The sequence below is a fragment of the Aliifodinibius sp. S!AR15-10 genome, from assembly GCF_031569985.1.
Lineage (GTDB): Bacteria > Bacteroidota > Rhodothermia > Balneolales > Balneolaceae > JAMQKA01.
Genome location: NZ_JAMQKA010000002.1, coordinates 220,417 through 241,372, shown reverse-complemented (window position 1 = coordinate 241,372; position 20,956 = coordinate 220,417). Strand labels below are relative to the sequence as shown.

Sequence of the window (20,956 nt, the reverse complement as noted above, 5' to 3'; positions counted from 1 at the left end):
AAGATAACTAAGCAGAGGAACCAATTATGAAAATTTCAGATTCCAGTATCCCAAAAGACAACACCAAAGGTTATGACTATGTTGTTGTAGGAGCCGGATCGGCAGGGGCCATTGTCGCTGCACGTCTTTCTGAAGATCCCGACACCGAAGTACTACTTCTTGAAGCGGGTCCCGAAGACGACAGTTTTTGGTCAAAGATCCCACTCGGATTTGCCAAAATTCTTTTCGACGAGAACTATATGTGGTTAGACCAAGAAACGGAACCCGAACCCGGTCTAAATGATAAACAGTATCCGCTGCCGCACGGAAAACTGCTTGGTGGATCTAGTGCTATTAATGGATTGGTTCTCGTGCGCGGTGCTCCTCATGATTATAATTCGTGGGCTGAAAATGGCGCCGAAGGATGGAGCTACGAAGAAGTACTGCCTTATTTCAAGAAATATGAAAGCCATGAAGGTGGAGCCGATGAATATCACGGTGGCGATGGCCCTATTGGAGTTGAACAAGCACGTTGGAAAAATCCACTTGCGGACGATTTTATTGATACAACTATAAACACGCTCGGTATTCCTCGAAACAATGATTTTAACAGTCCTGATATTGAAGGAGCCGGATATTGGGATCTGTCTGCGCAAAACGGTCGTCGTTCATCCACCTCTCAAGGTTACCTAAAGCCAAACCGCAACCGCCCCAACCTGCATATTCTCACCGAGGCATATGTGACCAAGGTTGAGTTTGAAGGCAAAACCGCAACCGGTGTTATTTATGAGCGTGATGGACAGCTTCATCGCGCCCAGATGGATCAAGAAGTTATTCTTAGTGCCGGAGCGCTCCAAACTCCACAGTTGCTACAACTTTCAGGTATAGGTCCGGCGGATTTGCTCAAAAAATACGGCATTGATGTGGTACAAGACTTGAAGGGCGTAGGTGAGAACCTGGTAGACCATGTACAAGTAGGACGAAGATATTCTACTTCGAGCGAATATACGTTGAACAACAAGGTAGGTGGTCTCTTCTCACAGATGAAGGCAGGAATTAATTACTACCTTGGTCCGCGTAACGGTCCCCTGACCATTGGAGCTTCCCTTGCGGGCGCGTATGTGAAAACGCGTGAAGACGTGGAAGCCCCGGATCTGCACTTGCACTTTCTGCCGTTTATGCCGGGAGAAAAAGGTTGGGACCTAGCGGATTTCTCCGGATTCAGGCTCGGCATGTATCAAAGCAGACCAACCAGCCGCGGTAGGGTCCGTATTACCTCTGACGACCCCAAGTCCAATACATCTGTTCTCTTCAACCATCTCACAGAGGATGAAGACGTTCGCACTCTCATGGAGGGCATGAAAATAGCTAAGCGGGTCGCTGAAGCCATGCCCAAGAAATATAATGTTAAAGAGATTGCACCAGGATCTGACGCCGATACTGATGAGGGGCTGCTCGATTATATTCGCACAACGGCGAATACCGGCTTTCACTACTGTGGCACAGCCCGAATGGGCACGGATGAAATGGCTGTGGTTGATCCCCAGCTTCGAGTGCATGGCGTGGATAATCTGCGCGTGATAGATGCATCGGTGATGCCAACAACTACTTCTGGAAATATCAACGCAGCTGTTCTGATGATCGGTGAAAAAGGAGCTGATTTGGTAAAAGCAGAATGATATTTCTTGGTAGACCCAATATAACAATTGCAAGCAGGCATGAATCAATTAGTAAATAATCTTCATAAAGAGGTACCTCTATTTATTCTATTAATAAAATATTAGTCCCGACCGATTTCTCAGAAAATGCCTCTTATGCTTATAGCCAGGCCCAGCGGATTGCAAACCACTATGGAGCCAAAATTGATTTCATTCATATCATTCCAACGCTCCATTATTTTTCGGAAAGCCTGCAACAGCTTGGTATGCCACTGGATATGGAAAAAGATCAGTATCCGCGTGCCCAAGTGCGGGCTACAGAAAAAATATCAGAATGTATGGGAAAGTACCTTCATCCGGGTACTAAAGGAAGAGGCATTGTACGAATTGAACCAAGGCCATCAAAGGCGATTGTAGAATTTGCTGAAGAAGAAAAATATGATCTGATTGTAATGGCTGCTAAAGGCCAGCACGAGTCTGATCTATTGAGAGGCAGCATAACGGAAAAAATAATCCGTCATTCCAGGGTACCTGTTCTAACTATGCCCAAACTTGATACCTACAATGTAAAAACAATATTGGTGCCGACCGATGGATCTCAAACGTCGCTGAAAGCTCTGCCAATAGCCATATATCTACCGCACTAAATCATGATGCTTCAATCACCTTATTTCACGTGCTGGAATTGCATGGAACGTTAACGGAAAATGCCATGAAAAATGTACATGAATCTGAGGTCGAGAATATCAGGGATGTCATTTATGATGCAATAGATACGTTCTTCAAAGACTCTTGGAATAAAGCAGAACTTCGACGAGATGAGGGATTCCGGGATGAGTGGTTTGACGGCGAGTTTGTATTTAAAGACGGAGATTCTAACGCTATAATCAAGATAAAAGGAGATTCCAATGCAACAATCAATATAAAAACTGTTATTAAAAAAGGGATATCAGCAAATTACGCCATAACCAGTTACGGTGACGAACATACTAATCTGATCGTTATTGCCACGCACGGGCATAGTGGTCTAGCTCATTTGCTTTTAGGCTCAACTGCTAAGAAAGTTGCTCAGCATTCGATATGCCCTGTCTTAACTGTAAGACCGGATTTTATTGGAGTTGCATAATAATATAGACACTGAAAATTCAATTTTTAGCGGCTCTTTCTGCTTTTAAAAGCAGGCGAATATAGTCTGACTGATTTTTGCTTGACAAAATGAGGAGCTTGTCATTGGCCGCTATTTCGGTGGTCCCACGGGGCACCATAAATTTACCCTCTCTGTTGATCAAAGTAATTAATACGTCCTCCGGCAGCCCTAACTCATGCACCTTTTTACCCCTGGCAAAATCATCTTCTTCGATTTCAACTTCTTCCAATGCTGCTTTGGTATCCACGGTTGGTTCCAGTTCAATGGGATATCGCGTTTTCTCTTCAATCGGTGAGGCGACTTTTAATAAACGAGCTACAAACGGTAGTGTTGGTCCCTGAATCAGAACTGAAGTGACAACCACAAAAAAAACAATACTAAAAAAAAGTTCGGCATTTTCAATGCCGGCCACATAAGGGAACGTGGCCAAAATAATAGGTGCGGCTCCCCGCAACCCCACCCACGAGACCATTAGTTTTGATCGGGTATTAAAGTCAGTAAATATCATGGATAGAAAAACACTGACGGGCCTGCCAACTACTATTAACGACACGGCAAGCAGGAGTCCACTTCCCGCGACAGTAACAAGCTGTGAAGGGAATACAAGTAAACCTAAAGTTAGGAACATGGTAATCTGCATGAGCCAGCCGACCCCATCGAAGAAATTCATCAAACTGCGACGATGTACAAAGATAGAATTCCCCATAACGAGTCCGGCTATGTATACAGCTAAAAAACCACTGCCTCCCAGCAGGTCTGTGGCTGCATAGATTAGGGGAACAAAGGAGAGCATCAATACCGGGTACAGCCCGTCATATCCCAGGTTGGCATGATTGATAATCCATGTCATAAGTTTGCCAGATAACAACCCTGTGATTAATCCAATAGACATCTGCAGCACAAAAAGCATGATGAGGGAATCCCAAGACATATCCGGTACCGTCAGATACAGGATAATTCCAATCGTCAAAAAGATGGCCATGGGATCGTTGGTGCCCGATTCAAACTCAAGAAGTTCCTTTAACTGATATTTGAAACCAAGAGCCTTGGAACGCAGTACCGAAAAAACGGCAGCGGCATCAGTCGAAGATACCACTGCCCCTAGAAGCATGCCCTGGAGGAGGCTGACATCCAGTATCAACGAAGCCAAATAACCAACAATCAATGCCGTGATTAGCACGCCAATCGTCGCCAAGATTAAACCAGGAATTGCGATGGGTTTGGTAGTCTGCCAATTAGTATCGAGACCGCCAGAAAAAAGAATGTAAATAAGCGCAATAATCCCGAGATGCTGTGCAAGCTGATAGTCATCGAAATAAACCACGTTAAGAGCATCTGAACCAAAGATCATACCGATCCCGAGAAAGATAAGCAGGGCTGGAATCCCATACTTCAAGGAGAGCTTGCTCGAGAAAATACTGAGCAACAGTAGTAGCGCCGCGGTTAATAGGTATAGAGAATAAGCCACAAAAGTTGATGTTAATTGGTAGCAGATTGGTAATAATCCCGAACTGATAAATGTACTATTTTAATGGCAGTTTTTTAATGAAAAAGATCGGCGATGTCGTCGGCATTTCTCAAATTCCAATATTTAGCAATCAGTTTCGGGATTCTTTCAGGTTTGTATGCATGTTCACAATCACTCATTTTTTTATTTCGATTTATAGAGTGCTTTAAAATAACTCCTCCTAAGTCCCTCTTATTTTCACAGGGGGGATTTGGGGAGGTCAAACAGTATTTTAAAGCCCTCTAATCGGTAATCACCGGAGTCTCAAATGCTATAAGTTCCCTTGCCGCGAGACGGGCAGCAAAATGGACCTAAATTGAATAACGTAATTTACTCGGGCAGTACAATGAGTGGGATTGTACCGTCATGTACAATCCTGTTTATGAAAAAGCGTTTTAATACCATGTCTTTAAAGGAGTCTCCTCCTTTTTGAAGAACGAGAAAGCTATGTTCTTTTGTAGTTGTATATGATTTAAATTCCTCAAAGACTTGTTGGCTCTTAAATACCTTATAAGATGTGGGTATCCTACCGTTATACTTATTGCTCAATTCCTTTAAATAGTTTGTTGACAGGTTTTTATCCTCAGATCGATCGATAGAAATAAAATCGATGCTTTTTAAAGTTGGGCACAGAAAATTCACCAGTTGATCTAATTTTTCATCATTAATAGGATAATCCGGATTTGCAGGAACAATTAAGTTTTCAGGAGTTGCTTTATTAGCCTTCAGGGGGACTCCAACCGTAATTTTATTTAGTTTACTAATAATTTGAGTGGCTACACTTCCAATAAAAACTTTTTTGAGCAGCCCGGTACCTTTGAGTCCCAGCATGATGACGGTTTGTTCCTTGTCCGACATCAGATGTGGTAAAAAATAAGTCAAGCGCCTGTCTGTCACCTCATATTTTGTAGAAATGTGTTCTGGAATATTTCGCTCTGCCAGTGTTTTCAGCATTGAAATGGCTTCCTCCTTCTCATAGTCAATTATATTATAACGAGTATCGTCATCAGCCATGGCTGGAACCATACGTGGTACTTCGTGGACAAGAACAAGCACCGCATCAAGCAAATCAGCCCAATTAGTTGCAACCTTAATTAAACATTCAGTATAAAGGGAAAAATCAACCAGAACTATTATTCGCATTTTGTTAAACCTCAACTTTTTTGATGGCTGTTTATCAGTAGGTAGTCTATTAGTTCATTATTGATAGAAGATACGTATTCATTAAATGATAAATCAGTTGTATGGGAGGAGATATCGCTAAATAAATAAGCTTCATTCGGGTGACAAAATTACAACTCCAAAGTGCCTAAGCCATCTTATACGGGACAAACCCCGTCAAACCTCTGTCCATATTTACTTTTAATCTTCATCCATCATTTAAAAAATACGGACCGTTTCTCAGCTGAGTGGGAGTTTACAAATAAAAGAAGGGCAGGATTTTTATTACTTCCTAGGTCTAAAAATGTAGGAAATAATCAGTCAAAGAGGAATAGGATGTCACCGAAGTCCCAAATACTTCATCAACTCCCTTGCCGCAGCACCACCTGCACGGTTGGCACCAATGGTGGAGGCGGAAGGTCCATATCCAACTAGGTGAATTCTCGGGTCCTTTTCTACCTTTGTGGCCAGGCGGCCGGTCATGGTAATACCACCGTCGTCATTGCGCAGCATCAGAGGTGCAAGGTGATCAAGCGAACTGTGAAAGCCCGTGCACCAAAGAATGACGTCCGCCCGGAGGGTGGTGCCATCGGACCAACGGACGCCAGTTTCTGTAATTTCGCTGAACATCGCCCGCCGCTTTAGTACGCCGTGCTTCTTCATGGATTTAATGTGGTCAGTCACGGGTAAGCCTGTTAATGAAACAATAGAACCGGGCGGCTGACCATTGCGTACTCGTTCTTCAACAATGGCTACTGCCGCTCGACCATCTTCCTTTGTGAATGGGCCCTCGCGAAAATCGGGCGGCCGGCGTGTAACCCAGGTGGTTGTAGTGACCTGTGAAATTTCATCGAGCAGTTCAATAGCCGATATGCCTCCACCCACGATAACCACATGCTGTTCTTTAAACTCATCCGCAGTCTTATAATCTTTGGTATGCAATTGCCGGCCTTTGAAGCGGTCGTTACCAGGATACTCAGGTAGGTGTGGACTTTCCCACGTACCGGTTGCATTCATAATCCCGCTGGTAGAAAAGTGAGGTCCATCCGTTTCTACTTTAAGTCGGTTGCCTCTATCGCAGACCGCCATTACTTTTACAGGTCGATAGACTGGAAGGTTGAATTCCTGCTCATACCTCCTAAAATACTTCGGCACGGCGATATTGGCTTGTATATCTTCCTCATCAGTATTGACCGCTTCATCAAAGGACAAGCCGGGTAGATCGTGAATGCCATTGACCGTGCTCAGCGTTAGTGACGGCCAACGATGCTGCCAGGCCCCTCCAGGATCTTCCGACTGATCCAATACTACAAATCCGCGACCCGGTTCCATCCCTTCCCGTCTAAGGTGATAAGCAGAAGACAGTCCTGCTTGTCCCGCCCCGATAACCACGATATCTGTTTTATACAAGACGCGTGATGCCGGTTTAGAATCCGTGGCGTCATTTGTGTGTGTTCGTGCATCTGCCATAGAGGTTCACTTATTTCGGCCATATCTTTGACATAGTACTGTGTCAAAAATCTCCTCAGTATGTTCCGTTTCTTCAGGCCCTGCCCCTGACTATTTCGAACTGTTTAATAGCCGGTCAATAATTTTTGCCTTGGCCGGATCCACATACATGCCGTAGAAAATAATCAACAATCCCTTGGCCCCTGATTCCGTGGTAATGGCATGTACGCTTTACTCACTGCCGGGTTCTGTTCCCCTGCTCAAAGGAGTGAGATTCGACAAGAGTCAGTTCATCAGGAGTAAATTCTTTTTCTAATGAATTACAGGTAATACAATCATATTCTAATTCAAAGATGTTGGTATAGCCTTTTTCATTAAATGATTCAACGGCATCGGCAAGGTCTTTATACATAGTGATCACCTCTCAATATTTATTAATCACAATCTTATTTAAGGTGTAAGTATTTACCTTTAATACAAAATATTTGAATCAGGGATAAACTGCATTGGTTAAGCAACTGCTTACTTTCATTTTCTTGCCCCTCTTTCATCAAAAAAACTTCGAAGCCGGTCAAGTTCCTCATTGCTCCAGTTCTTTGGTTCGGTGAGTTCTAACCAGGATTGAAGGTAGTCGGAGGAAGCATATTCATGTCCATAGCCCTTAGGAGCTTCCGTACTTAAAAGCATGTCCGCCACCAGCTGCAATGTAGTTACGACGGGATACCATTCCATCTGTTCGTTGACGCTAGGCCCTCTTGGACGTTGCATCCATTCCGGTTCTCTGAGCCATGAATGAGGATCAAAAAAGACAATGGGATCGCTGGCATATTGCAGGTAGGCAATGCGAAAGCCCCCCCATCCGGCATTCCCTTTTGACAGGCCACCGTTACTATTGGCAAAGCGAACTACAGAACCGTCTCGGAATTGCGGAAGCCAAATGGGAGAATCTGGCCGGCGCTCCTCGGTCACCCGCTGCCAGGTTTCACTGCGGAAGGGCGGCCCGCTCCAGAGCGCTCCGTGAAAAGGATCATCGATGATGTCAAACAGATCAAATGATTTGTCGGAATTTAGGGCTCCCAAGCTTAATCCTTGCAAATACAGTTTGGGACGTTCATCTTCAGGAAGCTCCGACCAGTATCTATACACTTTTTGAAATAGGATTCTGGCCATTTCTGAGCCATATTCCCCTTCCAATAATAGCGAAAGCGCGCTGGGCAGATAAGAGTATTGGGCTGATACCGTGGCAATATCACCGCGATACAGGTATTCAACCGGATCAATGGCCGCCACATCTACCCAGCCTGATCCGGTAGGAGTGGCAAGTATCATGACTGAGCGTTCAAATGCATTCACCCGCTTTAGCTCTTGCAAAGCCAGTTCGGCACGCTCTTCAAGACTTCCTTCAAGCATACCGGCATACACGCGAATAGGCTGGCGTACAGGCTGATCGGTAAATCTCTTGAGATCGGTAGTATCCGGAGATTGGGACAAAAACTCACGTCCCTGTCGTCCCATTTTATCCCAGTCAAGTAGTGAGGCCTCGCTGCCGGCTTTTAGGGAGTCGGAGGGTTGTCCCAAGTCGGGCTGAATCTGACGATCCCATTGTTTATAAGTGGCATCGGCTCCCTCCAGGATGAGAGTAAACAGCACTCCGTTGGCTGCGAGCCCAAATATGATAAATGTTGCGACTAGACCTATAGCATTTGAGATGCGTCTGGGCACATACCGTTGCAACCATTCCGAAAGTCGGTGGAATATACACCGGAAGACCCGCCCGAGCATCAACAGGATCAGGAACAATCCTACAGTTATAAGAAATATGACTATCGGACGCATGGCAGCTGTCTTTTCCATGCCCATCATGCCGCGCAGGGAGTTTTGCCAACCGGTGGCCTGCCAGAGAAAAACGGTTGTTATTATCAGGCAAATACCACCGGTTATATAGATCAGGATCTTTTGTGTTTTTTTCGTCGGTATCGGTAGTTCAAAAAAGGACCAGTTCCACCGGATCAAAACACCTAATCCGTAGCCAGATGTCAGGGCCAAGCCCGAAATCAAACCCTGTATAACATTTGTCCGCGGCAGCAGGCTAGGCGTCAGTGAGAGGGCGAAAAATAACGTCCCCAGCAGTAATCCTATAGGGGATATGTTTTGTTTAAATAACATGATTTAAGTTTAAAAATGTAGAAATTCAAATAGGTACGTAAAGGGATTGTAATGAGCAATGAATTATACCTAATTAGACACACCTTTATTGGATGGCTAAATGATCAGGTTGAAAGATCACAAAATACAAGCTTACCATGCTTAACTGACAGACATCAACCAATTTTCTTATCAAATATCAATGCTGTTAGCAAGGTACCATTTTAACTTTAGCTAAAGGAATTAAACCATTAACCTAATTTTTTACTGTGAAAACTTTAAATAATACCAACGGGTCGCGACCCGTAAAACGTTGGTATCTGCCGCTTATATTTAGGGATCATTTTTATAGCTGTAGGGATATGGGTCATCTTAACCCCGGCCGAGTCGTACCTGGCCTTTCGATATTGTTTGCCATTGCCTTTTTGATTTCCGGTATTCTTGGCATCAGTTATCTCCAACCGTGAAATATTATCGGGCTGGCGCTGGTCGCTAGCAGCCGGTATCGCAGAACTACTCATTGGAAACCTGCTGATTGCCAGGCTGGAATCACTGTCGTTTTCCTATCTTTGTAAGTAGGCTTTGCCTTCCTTTTCCGATCTATTATGTCCGTGATCTGGTCATTTGAAATTAAAAAAATGAGCTTTCTGGGTGGTATAGTTTACTTGTATTAGGGATTACTTGCTTTAATACTGCTTTGGAATCCTATTTTGGTGGGACTGACGGTAGTAGTTTATACTTCCGCGGCATTTATTATAATTGGAGCGTTCCAGGTATCTCTTGCAATTAAGCTGAAGAAATTAAAAAGATAGTGAGAGTTATACTTGTTGATATTTTAATCAAATAGGGTACCTGCCATGACAGCTATTTATTCACGGGTGTAATTGGTGTCGTATTGTTTTTGCATTTGGGAATCACAGACCGTGCCCAGGCCCAAGCATCCGATAAGGTGAATTATTACTTAGATGTTGGGATCGGGATTCCTGCCAGTCTTGCCAATTTCACTCAGAACTGGAATGCTACGTATGGCGCCGGAGCTGGTATAAGCTACGAAATTCGACCCTCGGTTAAACCCCAGCTTTACAGCCAATATCATCGATTCAGCTTTGATGAAGATGGTGCTCGCGTTAAAGTAAATGTTCCGCAGTCTATTACCGATATTGATGGCGCGGAGGCCGAAATTTTTACGGCTATGCTTAATGGCATTTATGAGTATGAGCTGCCGAGAGTATCTACCTTGACATACGCTTCGGTAGGAGCAGTTTTTTTCAGGTCAATACGGAGAGATTTCACAGTATCAACCGCTAATGATACATTTACATTTGATCAGCGTTCAGAATCCACTTTGGGCATCAGTGGAACTGTTGGTCTGCGTCATGCAATTAATGATAATTTTGCTGCTTATGCTGAAGCAAAAGTTGTAACCAGCTTTTTTGTCGATCGGCGAACCCAGTATTTTCCTATCAGTATCGGCATTCCTTTTAAGTTTCCGTTATAAACTTAGCGCAACTACTTTTAAGCGTCTATATCTATGCCAAAAGCCTGTGAGTTAACCCTCACAGGCTTTTTTTATTGAGATTTATCAACTGTTTTTCTTGTCAGATATCAATGACAGTTTAGGCTGATTGAAATAGTTTATGGTTGAAGATCAACTGTAAATGAAGATTTGATCCATATAACAGTTGGACAAAATCAATTTTAAAACCTGAACTAAAAAAGGGCACGTGATGAACTTTACAATATACACAACCGAAAATGCACCGAAGAGATCAAAATCGTTATTGAAGTCAGCTAAAAAGTCTAATGGCTTTCTACCAAATATATTGGGGGTAATGGCTGAATCCCCCGCTGTGTTGGAAGGGTATTTGAAACTCAGCAAAATAGTCAGCAGGTCTGATTTTTCGCCACAAGAGAAAGAGCTCGCTATATTAGCTGTAAGCGAGGAAAATAAATGTGAGTACTGTACTGCCGTCCATTCAACAGCTTTAAAAAAACAATTGAATGCCGATGAAGGAATTGTAAACGCCGTTTTTAAAGGTGAAGAATTAGCTAACCCCAAACTTAATATTTTGGTGAACTATGTCCGAAAAGCAGTGAGGAGCCGTGGACATGTTCAGGAGGAAGACATTCAGGAATTTCTCAAAGCAGGATATAGTAAACAAAATGTATTGGAAATTAACCTGATCATAGCCCTGATGACGATCAGCAATTATACGAACCATCTGGCTGATACACCCCTTGATGAGGTTTATAAGTCCGAAAAAATTGAGCTTGAATCAGCCTAATGTTAGGCCAGAGTAGTTCTCTGTTTTGGAGTCTTGATCAATATCAAGGCTATTTCTTATCAAATGTCAATGTATTACGGTTGTAATTCAGATACATTACTTAAAAGCTTGAAAACACAATTAAAAAGTGAGGTAAATATTATGTCAGCAATAACAAAAATAGCAAATGAAACAAATGTCGATATTGGAATCAGTACCGAGAATCGGGAAGTGATTGCCGAGGTGTTATCAAAAGTATTGGCAGATTCCTATGTGTTGTATTTAAAAACGCATAATTATCACTGGAATGTAACGGGCAAACTGTTTCACTCATTGCACGAGCAGTTCGAAGAGCAGTACACCGAATTAGCCGAGGCCATTGACGAAATTGCCGAACGGATACGGGCACTGGGGTTTCACGCGCCAGGGACCTACAAAGAGTTCCAACAGTTGGCCTCCATTGAAGAAGAGGGCGGTCAGCCCGATGCCATGGATATGGTTAAAAGACTGGTTTGGGATCATGAACAACTGTTGCGTACGGTGCGCAAAGCATTGAAACCAGCAAAAATCGCTGATGATGAGGCGACCATTGATCTGCTTACCCAGCGACTGAATACCCATTCCAAAACGGCGTGGATGTTGCGAAGTCATTTGGAATAGATTATTGTAAACTCATGACCAATTAGTAAAAGCCTGTGTAAATTTCACAGGCTTTTTTTATTGTTGCTACAGTAATCGCTTCGCATACCTATTCGACAGATAAACATTTGGATACGGATCATAACATTCTTCGCAAATGATTACCACTTAATGTTGAAAAATGTGCCAAATCAATCTGGAGTTAAGTCTCCTATTCAGTAGCCGAGCGCATAGATGACCGGTCGGGAGAAACAGTACGGGTGCAGGGTCATAGGAGCGAAGAAAACGTGATAATTGAAGGGACTCATTTGCTTGCTGCCACCGGGCGAATCCCGAATACAGACGACATCGGGCTCGATGTCACCGGGGTGGAAGTGAATGAACGTGGATACATCCTGGTCAACGAGCATTTGCAAACTACCGCTGAAGACGTGTAGACCATTGGTGAATGCGCGGGAGCGTGATATCCCTAGCTAGTCTAACGGGTGCTCCCGGTCATACCCTTTATGGAGCAAGCAAAGGTGCAGTGCGCGTAATGAGTAAAGATGCCGCAGCAGAGTATGCTTCTAAAGGAATACGAATAAATTCAATTCACCCGGGGTATATCACAACGGGTATGGTTGATGCTTCAGAAGTAACAAATCTGTCAAAAGAAGAACTTGATTCTACTTATCCACTAGGCCGAATGGGTAAACCATCAGAAGTAGCAAATATGGTTTTATTTTTGGCCTTAGATGAATCTTCATTTTCTACAGGAGCAGAATTCGTCATAGATGGCGGGTCTTCTGCTATTCAGTAAGAATAGCATCCCGCTGCTTTAAAATTATTAAAGCAAAAAGCCTGTGAGTAAAAAGCTCACGGGCTTTTTTATTGAGAAATATCAAGGGGTTTTCTTACCAAAGATCAATGAGTTTACTGCGGCAAAAGAGTTAATTAAAGTAGTGAAAGAAATTAACCCTAAATAAAAATAACAGGTGACTATAATGAAACTATTGGAAAAGAAAGTGGCATTGGTAACAGGCGCAGCTTCGGGAATTGGAAAAGAAACCGCTCTGCTGTTTGCCAAAGAAGGAGCAAAAGTATTAGTCTCAGATATTGATGCCGATGACGGCCGCAAGGTAGTAGAACAAATCAAAAATAATGGTGGAGAGGCTTCTTTTTTTAAAGCTGATGTTTCAAAGCCTGAAGAGCAAGAAGCACTGGTTGAGGCCGCCAGGAAGAAATATGGAGCGCTTCATATCGCATTTAACAATGCCGGAATTGTAGGACCAGTTGGACCGGTCGCCGACATACCGATTGAAGAATGGGATCAAGTAATCAGTATTAATCTTTCTGCAATTTTCTACGGTATGCATTATCAGATACCGGCCATAATTGAATCAGGAGGTGGAAATATTGTAAATACCGCTTCCATCATGGGGCAGGTAGCTGCCGCAAATCAGTCGGGCTACAACTCTGCAAAACACGGAGTGGTTGGACTTACCAAATCAGCCGCTCTCGAGTATTCCGACAAGAAGGTTCGAATCAATGCCGTAGGTCCGGGATATATCGATACCCCGCTACTGGACTTCCTGGATGAGGAGCAAAAACAGCATCTGGTAGGTCTGCACCCAATCGGCCGGCTGGGTAAAGCCGAAGAGATCGCCGAGCTGGTACTGTGGCTGGCTTCTGAAAAATCCTCCTTTGTCACGGGTGGCTACTATCCCGCCGATGGGGGGTACCTGGCGCAGTAGCGGCAAAGACAGCCATCAACCTTCTCCCCCTCCTGGACCGTCCGGTGAGGGCCGAAGGTATTCAAAATCTCAATACTCATTGATCATCCCAAAAAATAGAAATAAGAAACCAAAGTTGGGAGGTAAGCCATGAATAAAGAAATTGTCATTATCGGCGGCGGATTTGCCGGGGTAAACTTGGCAAAACAGCTGAAAGATAAAAAGGAATTTTACATCACACTGGTAGATAAAAACAACTACAATTTTTTCCCACCCCTGCTGTACCAGGTGGCTACCGGTATGCTTGATGTTTCAAGCATCAGTACACCTTTCCGTACCATCTTTAAAGGTGTTGATAACATAAGTTTTAGGATGGGTGAGCTGCAGAAGGTCGAGCCGGAATCCAATAAGGTGCAGCTTTCTACCGGTGAGCTAAAATACGATGGGCTCGTCATCGCCACAGGCACCAAAAGCAACTTTTTTGGGATGGAAAACATCGAAAAAAATGCTGTGCCCATGAAAACGATCAACGATGCGGTAAAAATGCGTAACTATCTGCTGCAAAAAACTGAAGAGGCAACATATACTGATGATCCTGTAAAGAAAGCCAAGTTGCGCAATGTTGTTATCTCCGGGGCGGGTCCCACAGGGGTGGAGGTGGCCGGTATGCTGGCCGAGATGCGCAATAATATGCTGGAGAAAATTTACCCGGAGCTCGCTAATCAGGAGCTGAATATCTTTTTGGTTGATGCCGCTCCTACAGTACTTCCTCCTATGCGAGAGAGATCACAGAAATATACCCATGAGGCATTGGAAGAAATGGGCGTCAAAGTAAAGCTTGAAAAGATGGTGGAAGACTATAAAGATGACACCGTTTATTTCAGAGACGGTGATACCATCGAAACCGAAACCCTGATCTGGACAGCAGGGGTAACGGGTCGTATGTTTGAAGGGATTCCTGAAGAGAGCTACGGTCGTGGAAACCGCCTGCTGGTGAATGAATTTAACAAAGTGAAGGGTACCGAAAATATCTATGCCATCGGTGATGCCTGCCTGCAGAAAACCGATGAAAACTTTCCCGAGGGGCATCCCCAGTTGGCAAACGTAGCTATGCAGCATGGAGAACACCTGGCTAATAACTTTTTAGCAATGTCCAATGGTGAATCACTGGAACCCTTCCACTATTTTGACAAGGGTTCCATGGCTATTATTGGCAGGAGCAAGGCCACTGCCGACTTGACAAATCCCTCTAAAACTGTGACTGGCTGGTTAGCTTGGGCCATGTGGTTGTTTGTGCACCTTTTCCAGTTGATTAATTACCGAAATCGAGTAAAAACGATGTGGAACTGGACTACGGCCTATTTTATCCAGGATCAATCACTGGGGATGATCATACGACCATCGGAAAGGGTGGGCACTGCAACGATCGAAAAAGAAATGGCCCGAGATGAGGAATGGTTAGTAGAGCTTGGAAGTCGGCATATAGAATTGCAAATTAATGGAATTCCAACAAGGGGTAGTGATTATGGCTGACAATGAAAAAGAATCAGCACCTGAAATTCGTAAGCAAGATCAGGCGGCGTCGGGTGCCCCTCATTCAGGCTGGGCAATTGGTGATCGCTTCTCATGGCAAGAAATTCAGGACCGCTTACTTGCTTCTGCCAGCGAAGAAATTACCAGTGAAACTCAAGAACTTATTCTCAGTGGAATTACTGCCGGTATAGCTATTACACTAACGCTGATAGGCTATGCAGTGGGTACCAGCCATTTCCCAGACAATGCATTTATGGCTGCGATATTATATCCACTAGGATTTATCTACATTATTCTGGGCCGATTTCAACTCTATACAGAAAACACTCTGCCTCCGGTGACGCTGATTCTGACGCGGCTTGCCAGTATTCCCTTATTACTTAGAGTTTGGGGGCTCGTGATTATTGGCAATCTCATAGGGGCAATTGCAGGGGGATACGTTTTGGCGAAAACCTCTGTTCTATCGCCAGATGGCATGGAGGCAGCAACAACTTTCGTTAGCCATGGACTAGAACTGGAGTGGTGGGACGTGTTTTTTAGGGCTATGTTTGCCGGTTGGCTGGTAGCTGGTGTAGTATGGCTCAATATTGCTGCAAGGGATACTATATCGCGTATCATCATTGTCTATCTTGTGTTTTTTATGATTTGTGCCAGTAATTTATTTCATGTGGTAACGGCTGCAGCAGAAGTTTCCTTCTCTATTTTTCACACAACCGAATATGAAATTTCGTCTCTAATCATCAATTATTGGATTCCTGTTTTGTTAGGTAATACGGCTGGAGGTGTACTGCTTTTTGCAAATATGGCTTATTTTCAATCGGAACGTAAGCGTTATCCTGAATTCAGAATACTGAGTATCCGTGACTGGTTGTTTACAAAAAAAGGAGGGCGCCAATTTGGAACGCCTCGTCCGCGTCCGCCACGAGATAGTGATTAACAATGTTGAGTGGAATAAGTATCATTAAAAACCAGTTTAAAATGAGCAGAATCAATAAACAAAATCCCTTTTTCCAAAAATTGCTGAAAGATGGGCCGGTAACAATTCTCAAGGTACAAGATCAGCAATTCATCTTGGAAATAGTCGAGGTTGGCGAACCCGAAACCCTTGACACAATTACGGCAGGTGATATTCAAACCATTCTTGTAAATCTGAAACGCGAACCGGCTGAGACTATAGAGCTGGAAGCTGCTATAGCGGATATCGAAGATCAGTTGATGCCCATCATCAGTGAACTGCCTAACCGCCGCTGCCTAGCAACATACGAACAGGCATTTTGGAATATTGCCAAGGTAGCGGGTTTTGGCTCGGACGATAAGCTCCAATTGAATGTTGATACCGTTGAAGAGGTTTTTAATCGATTAGTTGATGTAGCCTATGGCACTCCCGCTCACTGGCTTGATGTACCAGAAGACCGTGAATTTGCTGCTACCGTTCTATTTCTTCGCGAGTTGATGCACCATGCCAGCTTTAATTCTATAATTCTCAGACATTAAGTTTCGCTATGGCACATTCACACAGCCATGCTAATCATGAGGAACATCACAACCACAAAGAACATACTCCGTCCTGTAGACACGCTGATCACCATGAGCATATGCTGGATTTCAAAAAACGCTTTTGGATCTCACTCATTGTGACGATTCCGATCCTGGCACTGTCTCACATGATCCAAAGCTTCCTGGGATTTGGGGATTCGCTGCATTTTGACGGTGATCTCTATTTATCATTCGCTCTTTCTTCGTTTGTGTTTTTCTACGGCGGCTGGCCTTTCTTGTCAGGACTGATAGATGAGGTGAAAAAGAAAGAGCCGGGAATGATGACTCTCATCGGTATCGCTATTACTGTGGCTTATGTCTATAGTACGATTGTCGTGTTTGGCGTGGAGGGAGAAGTCTTTTTCTGGGAACTGGCTACTCTGGTGGATATCATGCTGGTGGGGCACTGGATTGAAATGCGCTCAGTGATGAGTGCTTCTCAGGCCCTCGAAGAGCTGGCCAAGCTGATGCCCAGCGAGGCACATCGCATAAACAATGATGGATCTACCAAAGATATACCTCTGGAGGATATCCAAACCGGAAATCAACTGTTGATTAAACCGGGAGAAAAAGTACCGGCTGACGGCATTGTCGCTAAAGGTAATTCTTCGGTTAACGAATCACTAATGACTGGTGAATCTAAGCCGGTTTCAAAAGAGCAAGGCGATGAAGTGGTTGGCGGCTCGATTAACGGAGAAGGCTCACTGACTATTAAGGTTTTAAAACGGGCGAAGACTCTTTCCTGTCGCAGGTTATTGAGCTGGTGAGACAGGCGCAAGAGAGTAAGTCGAGAACGCAGGACCTGGCCAACCGCGCTGCTTTCCGGCTGACCTTAATCGCACTGGGAGCCGGCGCTCTTACTTTTTTCGGATGGACATTTTGGTCAACCCAAAGTTTTGTATTTGCCATGGAGCGTACGGTTACCGTAATGGTCATTACCTGTCCTCATGCGCTCGGGCTGGCCGTGCCGCTTGTCGTAGCTGTATCCACATCGCTTGCCGCTCAGAACGGTTTCCTGATTCGAAACCGGGCCTCCTTTGAACAGGCACGTAGCATAGATGCGCTTATCTTTGATAAAACCGGAACGCTCACCAAAGGTGAATTCGGAGTTACGGATATACTTGTTTTTAGTGAATCCTATAAAAGGGAAGAATTGTTAACAATCGCTGCGTCAGTTGAACAAAACTCAGATCATCCACTTGCAAAAGGGATTCTGAATGCTTCTGAGGAAACCTATGGGGTTGATGATTTCAAGTCCCTCACCGGCAAGGGAATAAAAGGAATTGTGAAGGGTAAACAGGTACTTGTAGTAAGCCCCGGCTACCTGCGTGAACAGAAAATTGAGCTACCGCGCAAGCAGTATGAGCAGCTCTCTGAACAAGGCAAAACAGTGGTATTTATAATTATAGATGATCAGTTGGAAGGCGTCATAGCCTTGGGCGACCAGATTCGTAAAAGCTCCTATGATGCTATTGAGCAACTTAAAGAAATGGGCATCCGCTGCATGATGTTGACTGGCGATAATAAACAGACTGCAGCATTTGTGGCTAATGAATTGGGCCTCGATAATTTTTTTGCCGAGGTATTGCCCGATGAAAAGGTTGCTAAAGTAAAGGAAGTACAATCACGTGGGTTCAAAGTGGCTATGACTGGTGATGGATTAAATGATGCGCCAGCGTTGGCCCAGGCTGATGTTGGTATTGCTATTGGTGCCGGTTCAGATGTAGCAGTAGAGACAGCCGATATTATTTTGACGGACAGCAATCCCAAGGATGTGGCGGCCGTTATACAGTTGGCCAAATCGACGTACCGGAAGATGACTCAAAACCTGTTTTGGGCTACCGGCTATAATGCTTTTGCCATTCCGTTGGCGGCTGGTGTATTTACGGGTTATGGTATTGTACTCAGTCCGGCGGTTGGTGCAGTACTGATGTCACTAAGTACGGTAATTGTGGCTATCAATGCCCGGTTCCTTACGGTTCAGCGCTAACAGAAATATTCGTACTTCAGTGCAAAAGGTTAATACACTATTCTTCTGAAACAGGTTCTGCAGTTTTTTCTCCGTTAGTAGTTTTAGCCAAACCCAGCTGAAAATCCTCCATCGGCTTATGATAGTCATAAGGACCATGGACTATCACAGGGGTATATTCGAAATTATGGGGAGGTGCTGGGGAAGGGATTTGCCATTCGAGTGCCCGACTACCCCATGGATTAGCTCCTGCATTTTTTCCTTTATAAATTGATCTAATCAAATAGTACACAACCATCAAAAAGCCAATTCCCAGTATAAAAGAACCAACGGTTGAGACTTGATGGTAAGCTGTAAATTGCTCAACATAGTTGTAATAACGACGAGGCATGCCCTGCGCACCCATGACGAATTGGGGTAGGAAAGTTACGTTGAAGCCTACAAAAATGAGGAAGCAGGCAATCTTGGCTAAAGTTTCGTTGTACATAACGCCAAACATCTTTGGCCACCAGTAATGCAAGCCTCCTAAAAAGGCCATTACCATACCGCCGACCATTACAAAGTGAAAGTGGGCAACTACATAGTAGGTGTCGTGAAGGTGGATATCGAGTGCAATTGTTGCTAATACGATGCCTGTTAGTCCACCAACCGTAAACAAAAAGAAGAACCCCAAAATATATAATAATGGTGTATCCAGTTTAATGGAACCTTTATGCATGGTAGCCAGCCAGTTGAACATTTTTATTCCGGTAGGGATACCCACCAGGAAGGTCAGGAATGAGAAGATCGTGGATGCCAGTGAAGCCTGACCTGAGGTAAACATGTGGTGTCCCCAAACTAGGAAACTAATGAAGGCAATAGCTAGGGATGAAAGCGCAATGGCCCAGTATCCAAATATCGTTTTTTTGGAGAAAGTGGAAACGACCTCGGAGACAATTCCGAAGCCAGGTACAATCATAATATAAACGGCCGGATGTGAGTAAAACCAGAAAAAATGCTGATAGAGTACGGGATCGCCGCCAAGTGCAGGATCGAAAATACCGATTCCAAGGATGCGCTCCATTCCGACTAGTGCGATCGTAATAGCGAGAACCGGGGTAGCCAGAATCTGGAGAATGCTTGTTGCATACAATGCCCAGCAGAAAAGAGGCAGCTTACTCCACGTTAGGCCGGGAGCACGCATTTTATGAATCGTAGTAATAAAGTTGACACCGGTAAAAATAGATGAAAATCCAATAATAAAGACGCCAAACGTCATGGCGGTTACAGCACCGCCAGTTGAGGAAGAATAGGGCGTATAAAAGGTCCAACCTGTATCTATGCCACCAGCGAAAAGCACATAAATAGATAAAAGCGCCCCGGTCATAAGAAGATACCAACTAGCTAAATTAAGTCTTGGAAAAGCTACATCTTTGGCACCCAGCTGGATAGGTAAGAAAAAATTTCCTAAAACTGTTGGAACCGAGGGTACAAGAAACAAGAAAATCATAATAGTTCCGTGCACCGTGAAGAGTTGATTATAAATATCGGCTTCAACAATTGTTTTGACTGGAGTCCAAAGCTCAGCACGTATCAGAAGGGCTACTAATCCAGCAAATAAAAAGAAAATCGTAATACTTATGAGAAAGAGAACCCCGATCCGTTTGTGGTCACGGGTGTTCAACCATGACCAAATCCCCTTTTCTGCATTAAGATAATTATCCTTAAGATATTCGACCGGTATATATCTTTTAACTTGAAGCGTTTTAAAACTAGGCTTTTCCCCTACGTCAGCCATAACAGTAGGATGTTTTTTACAACATGCTTAATACATCTTCATATTTATGGTAATAAATATTGAGTTTAATAACTATTTTTACAGAATTTAATTGATATCCCTCAAGGATATAAAATATGGAGGGAAGCTTGGACTTCCCTTTAAAAATTAATTATCTCCAAATAATTTATTGTAAAGTGTCCGTATTCCTCCTATACGAATCAATACTTTGCCACCAAATTGGTTAATAACAATTCGCAATTCATGGAGAAAAAGATCCAAAAGGCGTTCTTTTTCTTCTGGAGAAAGTTTGCTCCCTTCTTCACTTTTGGGATCGGTGTATTGAGCATATAATCGCAGTATATTTTGGATTTTTTCAATTAGCCCGTGGATTTGTACTGAAGATGTTTAACCAACTGTCCATATTTTTTTATAGCAATTCCAGTAATCTAACTATGTCTATGAGACCATTATTCCTATCTATGCATCGTCGTTGGAATT

Annotated in this window: 19 protein-coding genes and 2 pseudogenes; 14 read left to right on the top strand and 7 right to left on the bottom strand. The window is 43.8% G+C overall.

Annotated elements, in window-relative coordinates; translation table 11 throughout:
- The first annotated feature begins 26 nt into the window (after nt 1-26).
- From NC796_RS02745 to NC796_RS02735, 3 genes are all read left to right on the top strand, one after another.
- Nucleotides 27-1,658 carry a GMC family oxidoreductase N-terminal domain-containing protein gene (locus tag NC796_RS02745; protein WP_310681904.1) on the top strand — a complete coding sequence of 544 codons (1,632 nt, stop codon included), beginning with the start codon at nt 27-29 and terminating at the stop codon, nt 1,656-1,658.
- Nucleotides 1,659-1,738: 80 nt separating this feature from the next.
- Nucleotides 1,739-2,284: a universal stress protein gene (locus NC796_RS02740; RefSeq protein WP_310681984.1), complete on the top strand. Its 546-nt coding sequence runs from the start codon at nt 1,739-1,741 to the stop codon at nt 2,282-2,284.
- Nucleotides 2,285-2,349: 65 nt separating this feature from the next.
- The gene (locus NC796_RS02735) at nt 2,350-2,763 is read left to right on the top strand and encodes a universal stress protein (protein ID WP_409070341.1); all 414 of its coding nucleotides are present in this window, start codon (nt 2,350-2,352) and stop codon (nt 2,761-2,763) included.
- 19 nt (nt 2,764-2,782) lie between these two features.
- Here NC796_RS02735 and NC796_RS02730 read toward each other — a convergent pair whose 3' ends face one another.
- The 6 genes from NC796_RS02730 to NC796_RS02705 form a co-directional block, all read right to left on the bottom strand.
- On the bottom strand, nt 2,783-4,252 hold the full coding sequence (locus tag NC796_RS02730; RefSeq protein WP_310681902.1) for a potassium/proton antiporter: 1,470 nt from the start codon (nt 4,250-4,252) through the stop codon (nt 2,783-2,785).
- A 369-nt stretch (nt 4,253-4,621) separates the two neighbouring features.
- The gene (locus tag NC796_RS02725) at nt 4,622-5,434 is read right to left on the bottom strand and encodes a universal stress protein (RefSeq protein WP_310681900.1); all 813 of its coding nucleotides are present in this window, start codon (nt 5,432-5,434) and stop codon (nt 4,622-4,624) included.
- Nucleotides 5,435-5,791: 357 nt separating this feature from the next.
- Complete coding sequence (locus NC796_RS02720; RefSeq protein WP_310681898.1) at nt 5,792-6,922, bottom strand: NAD(P)-binding domain-containing protein; 1,131 nt, start codon at nt 6,920-6,922, stop codon at nt 5,792-5,794.
- A gap of 214 nt (nt 6,923-7,136) precedes the next feature.
- Nucleotides 7,137-7,313 carry a hypothetical protein gene (locus NC796_RS02715; RefSeq protein ID WP_310681895.1) on the bottom strand — a complete coding sequence of 59 codons (177 nt, stop codon included), beginning with the start codon at nt 7,311-7,313 and terminating at the stop codon, nt 7,137-7,139.
- 116 nt (nt 7,314-7,429) lie between these two features.
- A complete protein-coding gene (locus NC796_RS02710; RefSeq protein ID WP_310681894.1) occupies nt 7,430-9,067 on the bottom strand; it encodes an alpha/beta-hydrolase family protein in 1,638 nt (545 codons plus the stop codon).
- 257 nt (nt 9,068-9,324) lie between these two features.
- The gene (locus NC796_RS02705) at nt 9,325-9,567 is read right to left on the bottom strand and encodes a hypothetical protein (RefSeq protein WP_310681892.1); all 243 of its coding nucleotides are present in this window, start codon (nt 9,565-9,567) and stop codon (nt 9,325-9,327) included.
- A gap of 374 nt (nt 9,568-9,941) precedes the next feature.
- On the opposite strand from NC796_RS02705, the gene NC796_RS02700 reads away from it, so the two are divergent.
- The 11 genes and pseudogenes from NC796_RS02700 to NC796_RS26755 all read left to right on the top strand — a co-directional run bounded on the left by NC796_RS02700 (nt 9,942) and on the right by NC796_RS26755 (nt 18,720).
- The gene (locus NC796_RS02700) at nt 9,942-10,544 is read left to right on the top strand and encodes an outer membrane beta-barrel protein (RefSeq protein ID WP_310681890.1); all 603 of its coding nucleotides are present in this window, start codon (nt 9,942-9,944) and stop codon (nt 10,542-10,544) included.
- A 229-nt stretch (nt 10,545-10,773) separates the two neighbouring features.
- Nucleotides 10,774-11,331 carry a carboxymuconolactone decarboxylase family protein gene (locus NC796_RS02695; protein WP_310681887.1) on the top strand — a complete coding sequence of 186 codons (558 nt, stop codon included), beginning with the start codon at nt 10,774-10,776 and terminating at the stop codon, nt 11,329-11,331.
- Nucleotides 11,332-11,472: 141 nt separating this feature from the next.
- Nucleotides 11,473-11,970: a Dps family protein gene (locus NC796_RS02690; protein ID WP_310681884.1), complete on the top strand. Its 498-nt coding sequence runs from the start codon at nt 11,473-11,475 to the stop codon at nt 11,968-11,970.
- A gap of 209 nt (nt 11,971-12,179) precedes the next feature.
- Nucleotides 12,180-12,386 carry an FAD-dependent oxidoreductase gene (locus NC796_RS02685; RefSeq protein ID WP_310681983.1) on the top strand — a complete coding sequence of 69 codons (207 nt, stop codon included), beginning with the start codon at nt 12,180-12,182 and terminating at the stop codon, nt 12,384-12,386.
- 17 nt (nt 12,387-12,403) lie between these two features.
- Nucleotides 12,404-12,748 (top strand): annotated as a pseudogene (locus tag NC796_RS02680) (SDR family NAD(P)-dependent oxidoreductase); the annotation flags it as partial.
- A gap of 43 nt (nt 12,749-12,791) precedes the next feature.
- Nucleotides 12,792-12,914: a hypothetical protein gene (locus tag NC796_RS02675; protein WP_310681880.1), complete on the top strand. Its 123-nt coding sequence runs from the start codon at nt 12,792-12,794 to the stop codon at nt 12,912-12,914.
- 18 nt (nt 12,915-12,932) lie between these two features.
- Nucleotides 12,933-13,682, top strand: a complete 750-nt coding sequence (locus NC796_RS02670; RefSeq protein WP_310681878.1) for a glucose 1-dehydrogenase — start codon at nt 12,933-12,935, stop codon at nt 13,680-13,682.
- A 129-nt stretch (nt 13,683-13,811) separates the two neighbouring features.
- On the top strand, nt 13,812-15,194 hold the full coding sequence (locus NC796_RS02665) for an NAD(P)/FAD-dependent oxidoreductase (protein ID WP_310681876.1): 1,383 nt from the start codon (nt 13,812-13,814) through the stop codon (nt 15,192-15,194).
- Nucleotides 15,187-16,131: a formate/nitrite transporter family protein gene (locus tag NC796_RS02660; protein ID WP_310681874.1), complete on the top strand. Its 945-nt coding sequence runs from the start codon at nt 15,187-15,189 to the stop codon at nt 16,129-16,131. The genes NC796_RS02665 and NC796_RS02660 overlap by 8 nt, the downstream gene beginning before the upstream one ends.
- Nucleotides 16,132-16,172: 41 nt before the next feature.
- Nucleotides 16,173-16,688 (top strand): hypothetical protein, encoded by a 516-nt coding sequence (locus NC796_RS02655; protein ID WP_310681872.1) that lies wholly within the window; start codon nt 16,173-16,175, stop codon nt 16,686-16,688.
- An 8-nt stretch (nt 16,689-16,696) separates the two neighbouring features.
- Nucleotides 16,697-18,720 (top strand): annotated as a pseudogene (locus tag NC796_RS26755) (copper-translocating P-type ATPase).
- Nucleotides 18,721-18,757: 37 nt separating this feature from the next.
- On the opposite strand, the gene ctaD reads toward NC796_RS26755, so the two are convergent.
- Nucleotides 18,758-20,476 (bottom strand): cytochrome c oxidase subunit I, encoded by a 1,719-nt coding sequence (ctaD, locus tag NC796_RS02640; protein WP_310681865.1) that lies wholly within the window; start codon nt 20,474-20,476, stop codon nt 18,758-18,760.
- Nucleotides 20,477-20,956 lie beyond the last annotated feature (480 nt).

Bases quoted from the DNA above. Each gene is read 5' to 3' on its own strand.
- NC796_RS02695 (WP_310681887.1), top strand. From the start codon at position 10,774: ATGAACTTTACAATATACACAACCGAAAATGCACCGAAGAGATCAAAA.
- NC796_RS02745 (WP_310681904.1), top strand. From the start codon at position 27: ATGAAAATTTCAGATTCCAGTATCCCAAAAGACAACACCAAAGGTTAT.
- NC796_RS02720 (WP_310681898.1), bottom strand. From the start codon at position 6,922: ATGGCAGATGCACGAACACACACAAATGACGCCACGGATTCTAAACCG.
- NC796_RS02690 (WP_310681884.1), top strand. From the start codon at position 11,473: ATGTCAGCAATAACAAAAATAGCAAATGAAACAAATGTCGATATTGGA.
- NC796_RS02670 (WP_310681878.1), top strand. From the start codon at position 12,933: ATGAAACTATTGGAAAAGAAAGTGGCATTGGTAACAGGCGCAGCTTCG.
- NC796_RS02735 (WP_409070341.1), top strand. From the start codon at position 2,350: ATGAAAAATGTACATGAATCTGAGGTCGAGAATATCAGGGATGTCATT.
- NC796_RS02710 (WP_310681894.1), bottom strand. From the start codon at position 9,067: ATGTTATTTAAACAAAACATATCCCCTATAGGATTACTGCTGGGGACG.
- NC796_RS02715 (WP_310681895.1), bottom strand. From the start codon at position 7,313: ATGTATAAAGACCTTGCCGATGCCGTTGAATCATTTAATGAAAAAGGC.
- ctaD (WP_310681865.1), bottom strand. From the start codon at position 20,476: ATGGCTGACGTAGGGGAAAAGCCTAGTTTTAAAACGCTTCAAGTTAAA.
- NC796_RS02725 (WP_310681900.1), bottom strand. From the start codon at position 5,434: ATGCGAATAATAGTTCTGGTTGATTTTTCCCTTTATACTGAATGTTTA.
- NC796_RS02655 (WP_310681872.1), top strand. From the start codon at position 16,173: ATGAGCAGAATCAATAAACAAAATCCCTTTTTCCAAAAATTGCTGAAA.
- NC796_RS02705 (WP_310681892.1), bottom strand. From the start codon at position 9,567: ATGAGTAGTTCTGCGATACCGGCTGCTAGCGACCAGCGCCAGCCCGAT.
- NC796_RS02665 (WP_310681876.1), top strand. From the start codon at position 13,812: ATGAATAAAGAAATTGTCATTATCGGCGGCGGATTTGCCGGGGTAAAC.
- NC796_RS02660 (WP_310681874.1), top strand. From the start codon at position 15,187: ATGGCTGACAATGAAAAAGAATCAGCACCTGAAATTCGTAAGCAAGAT.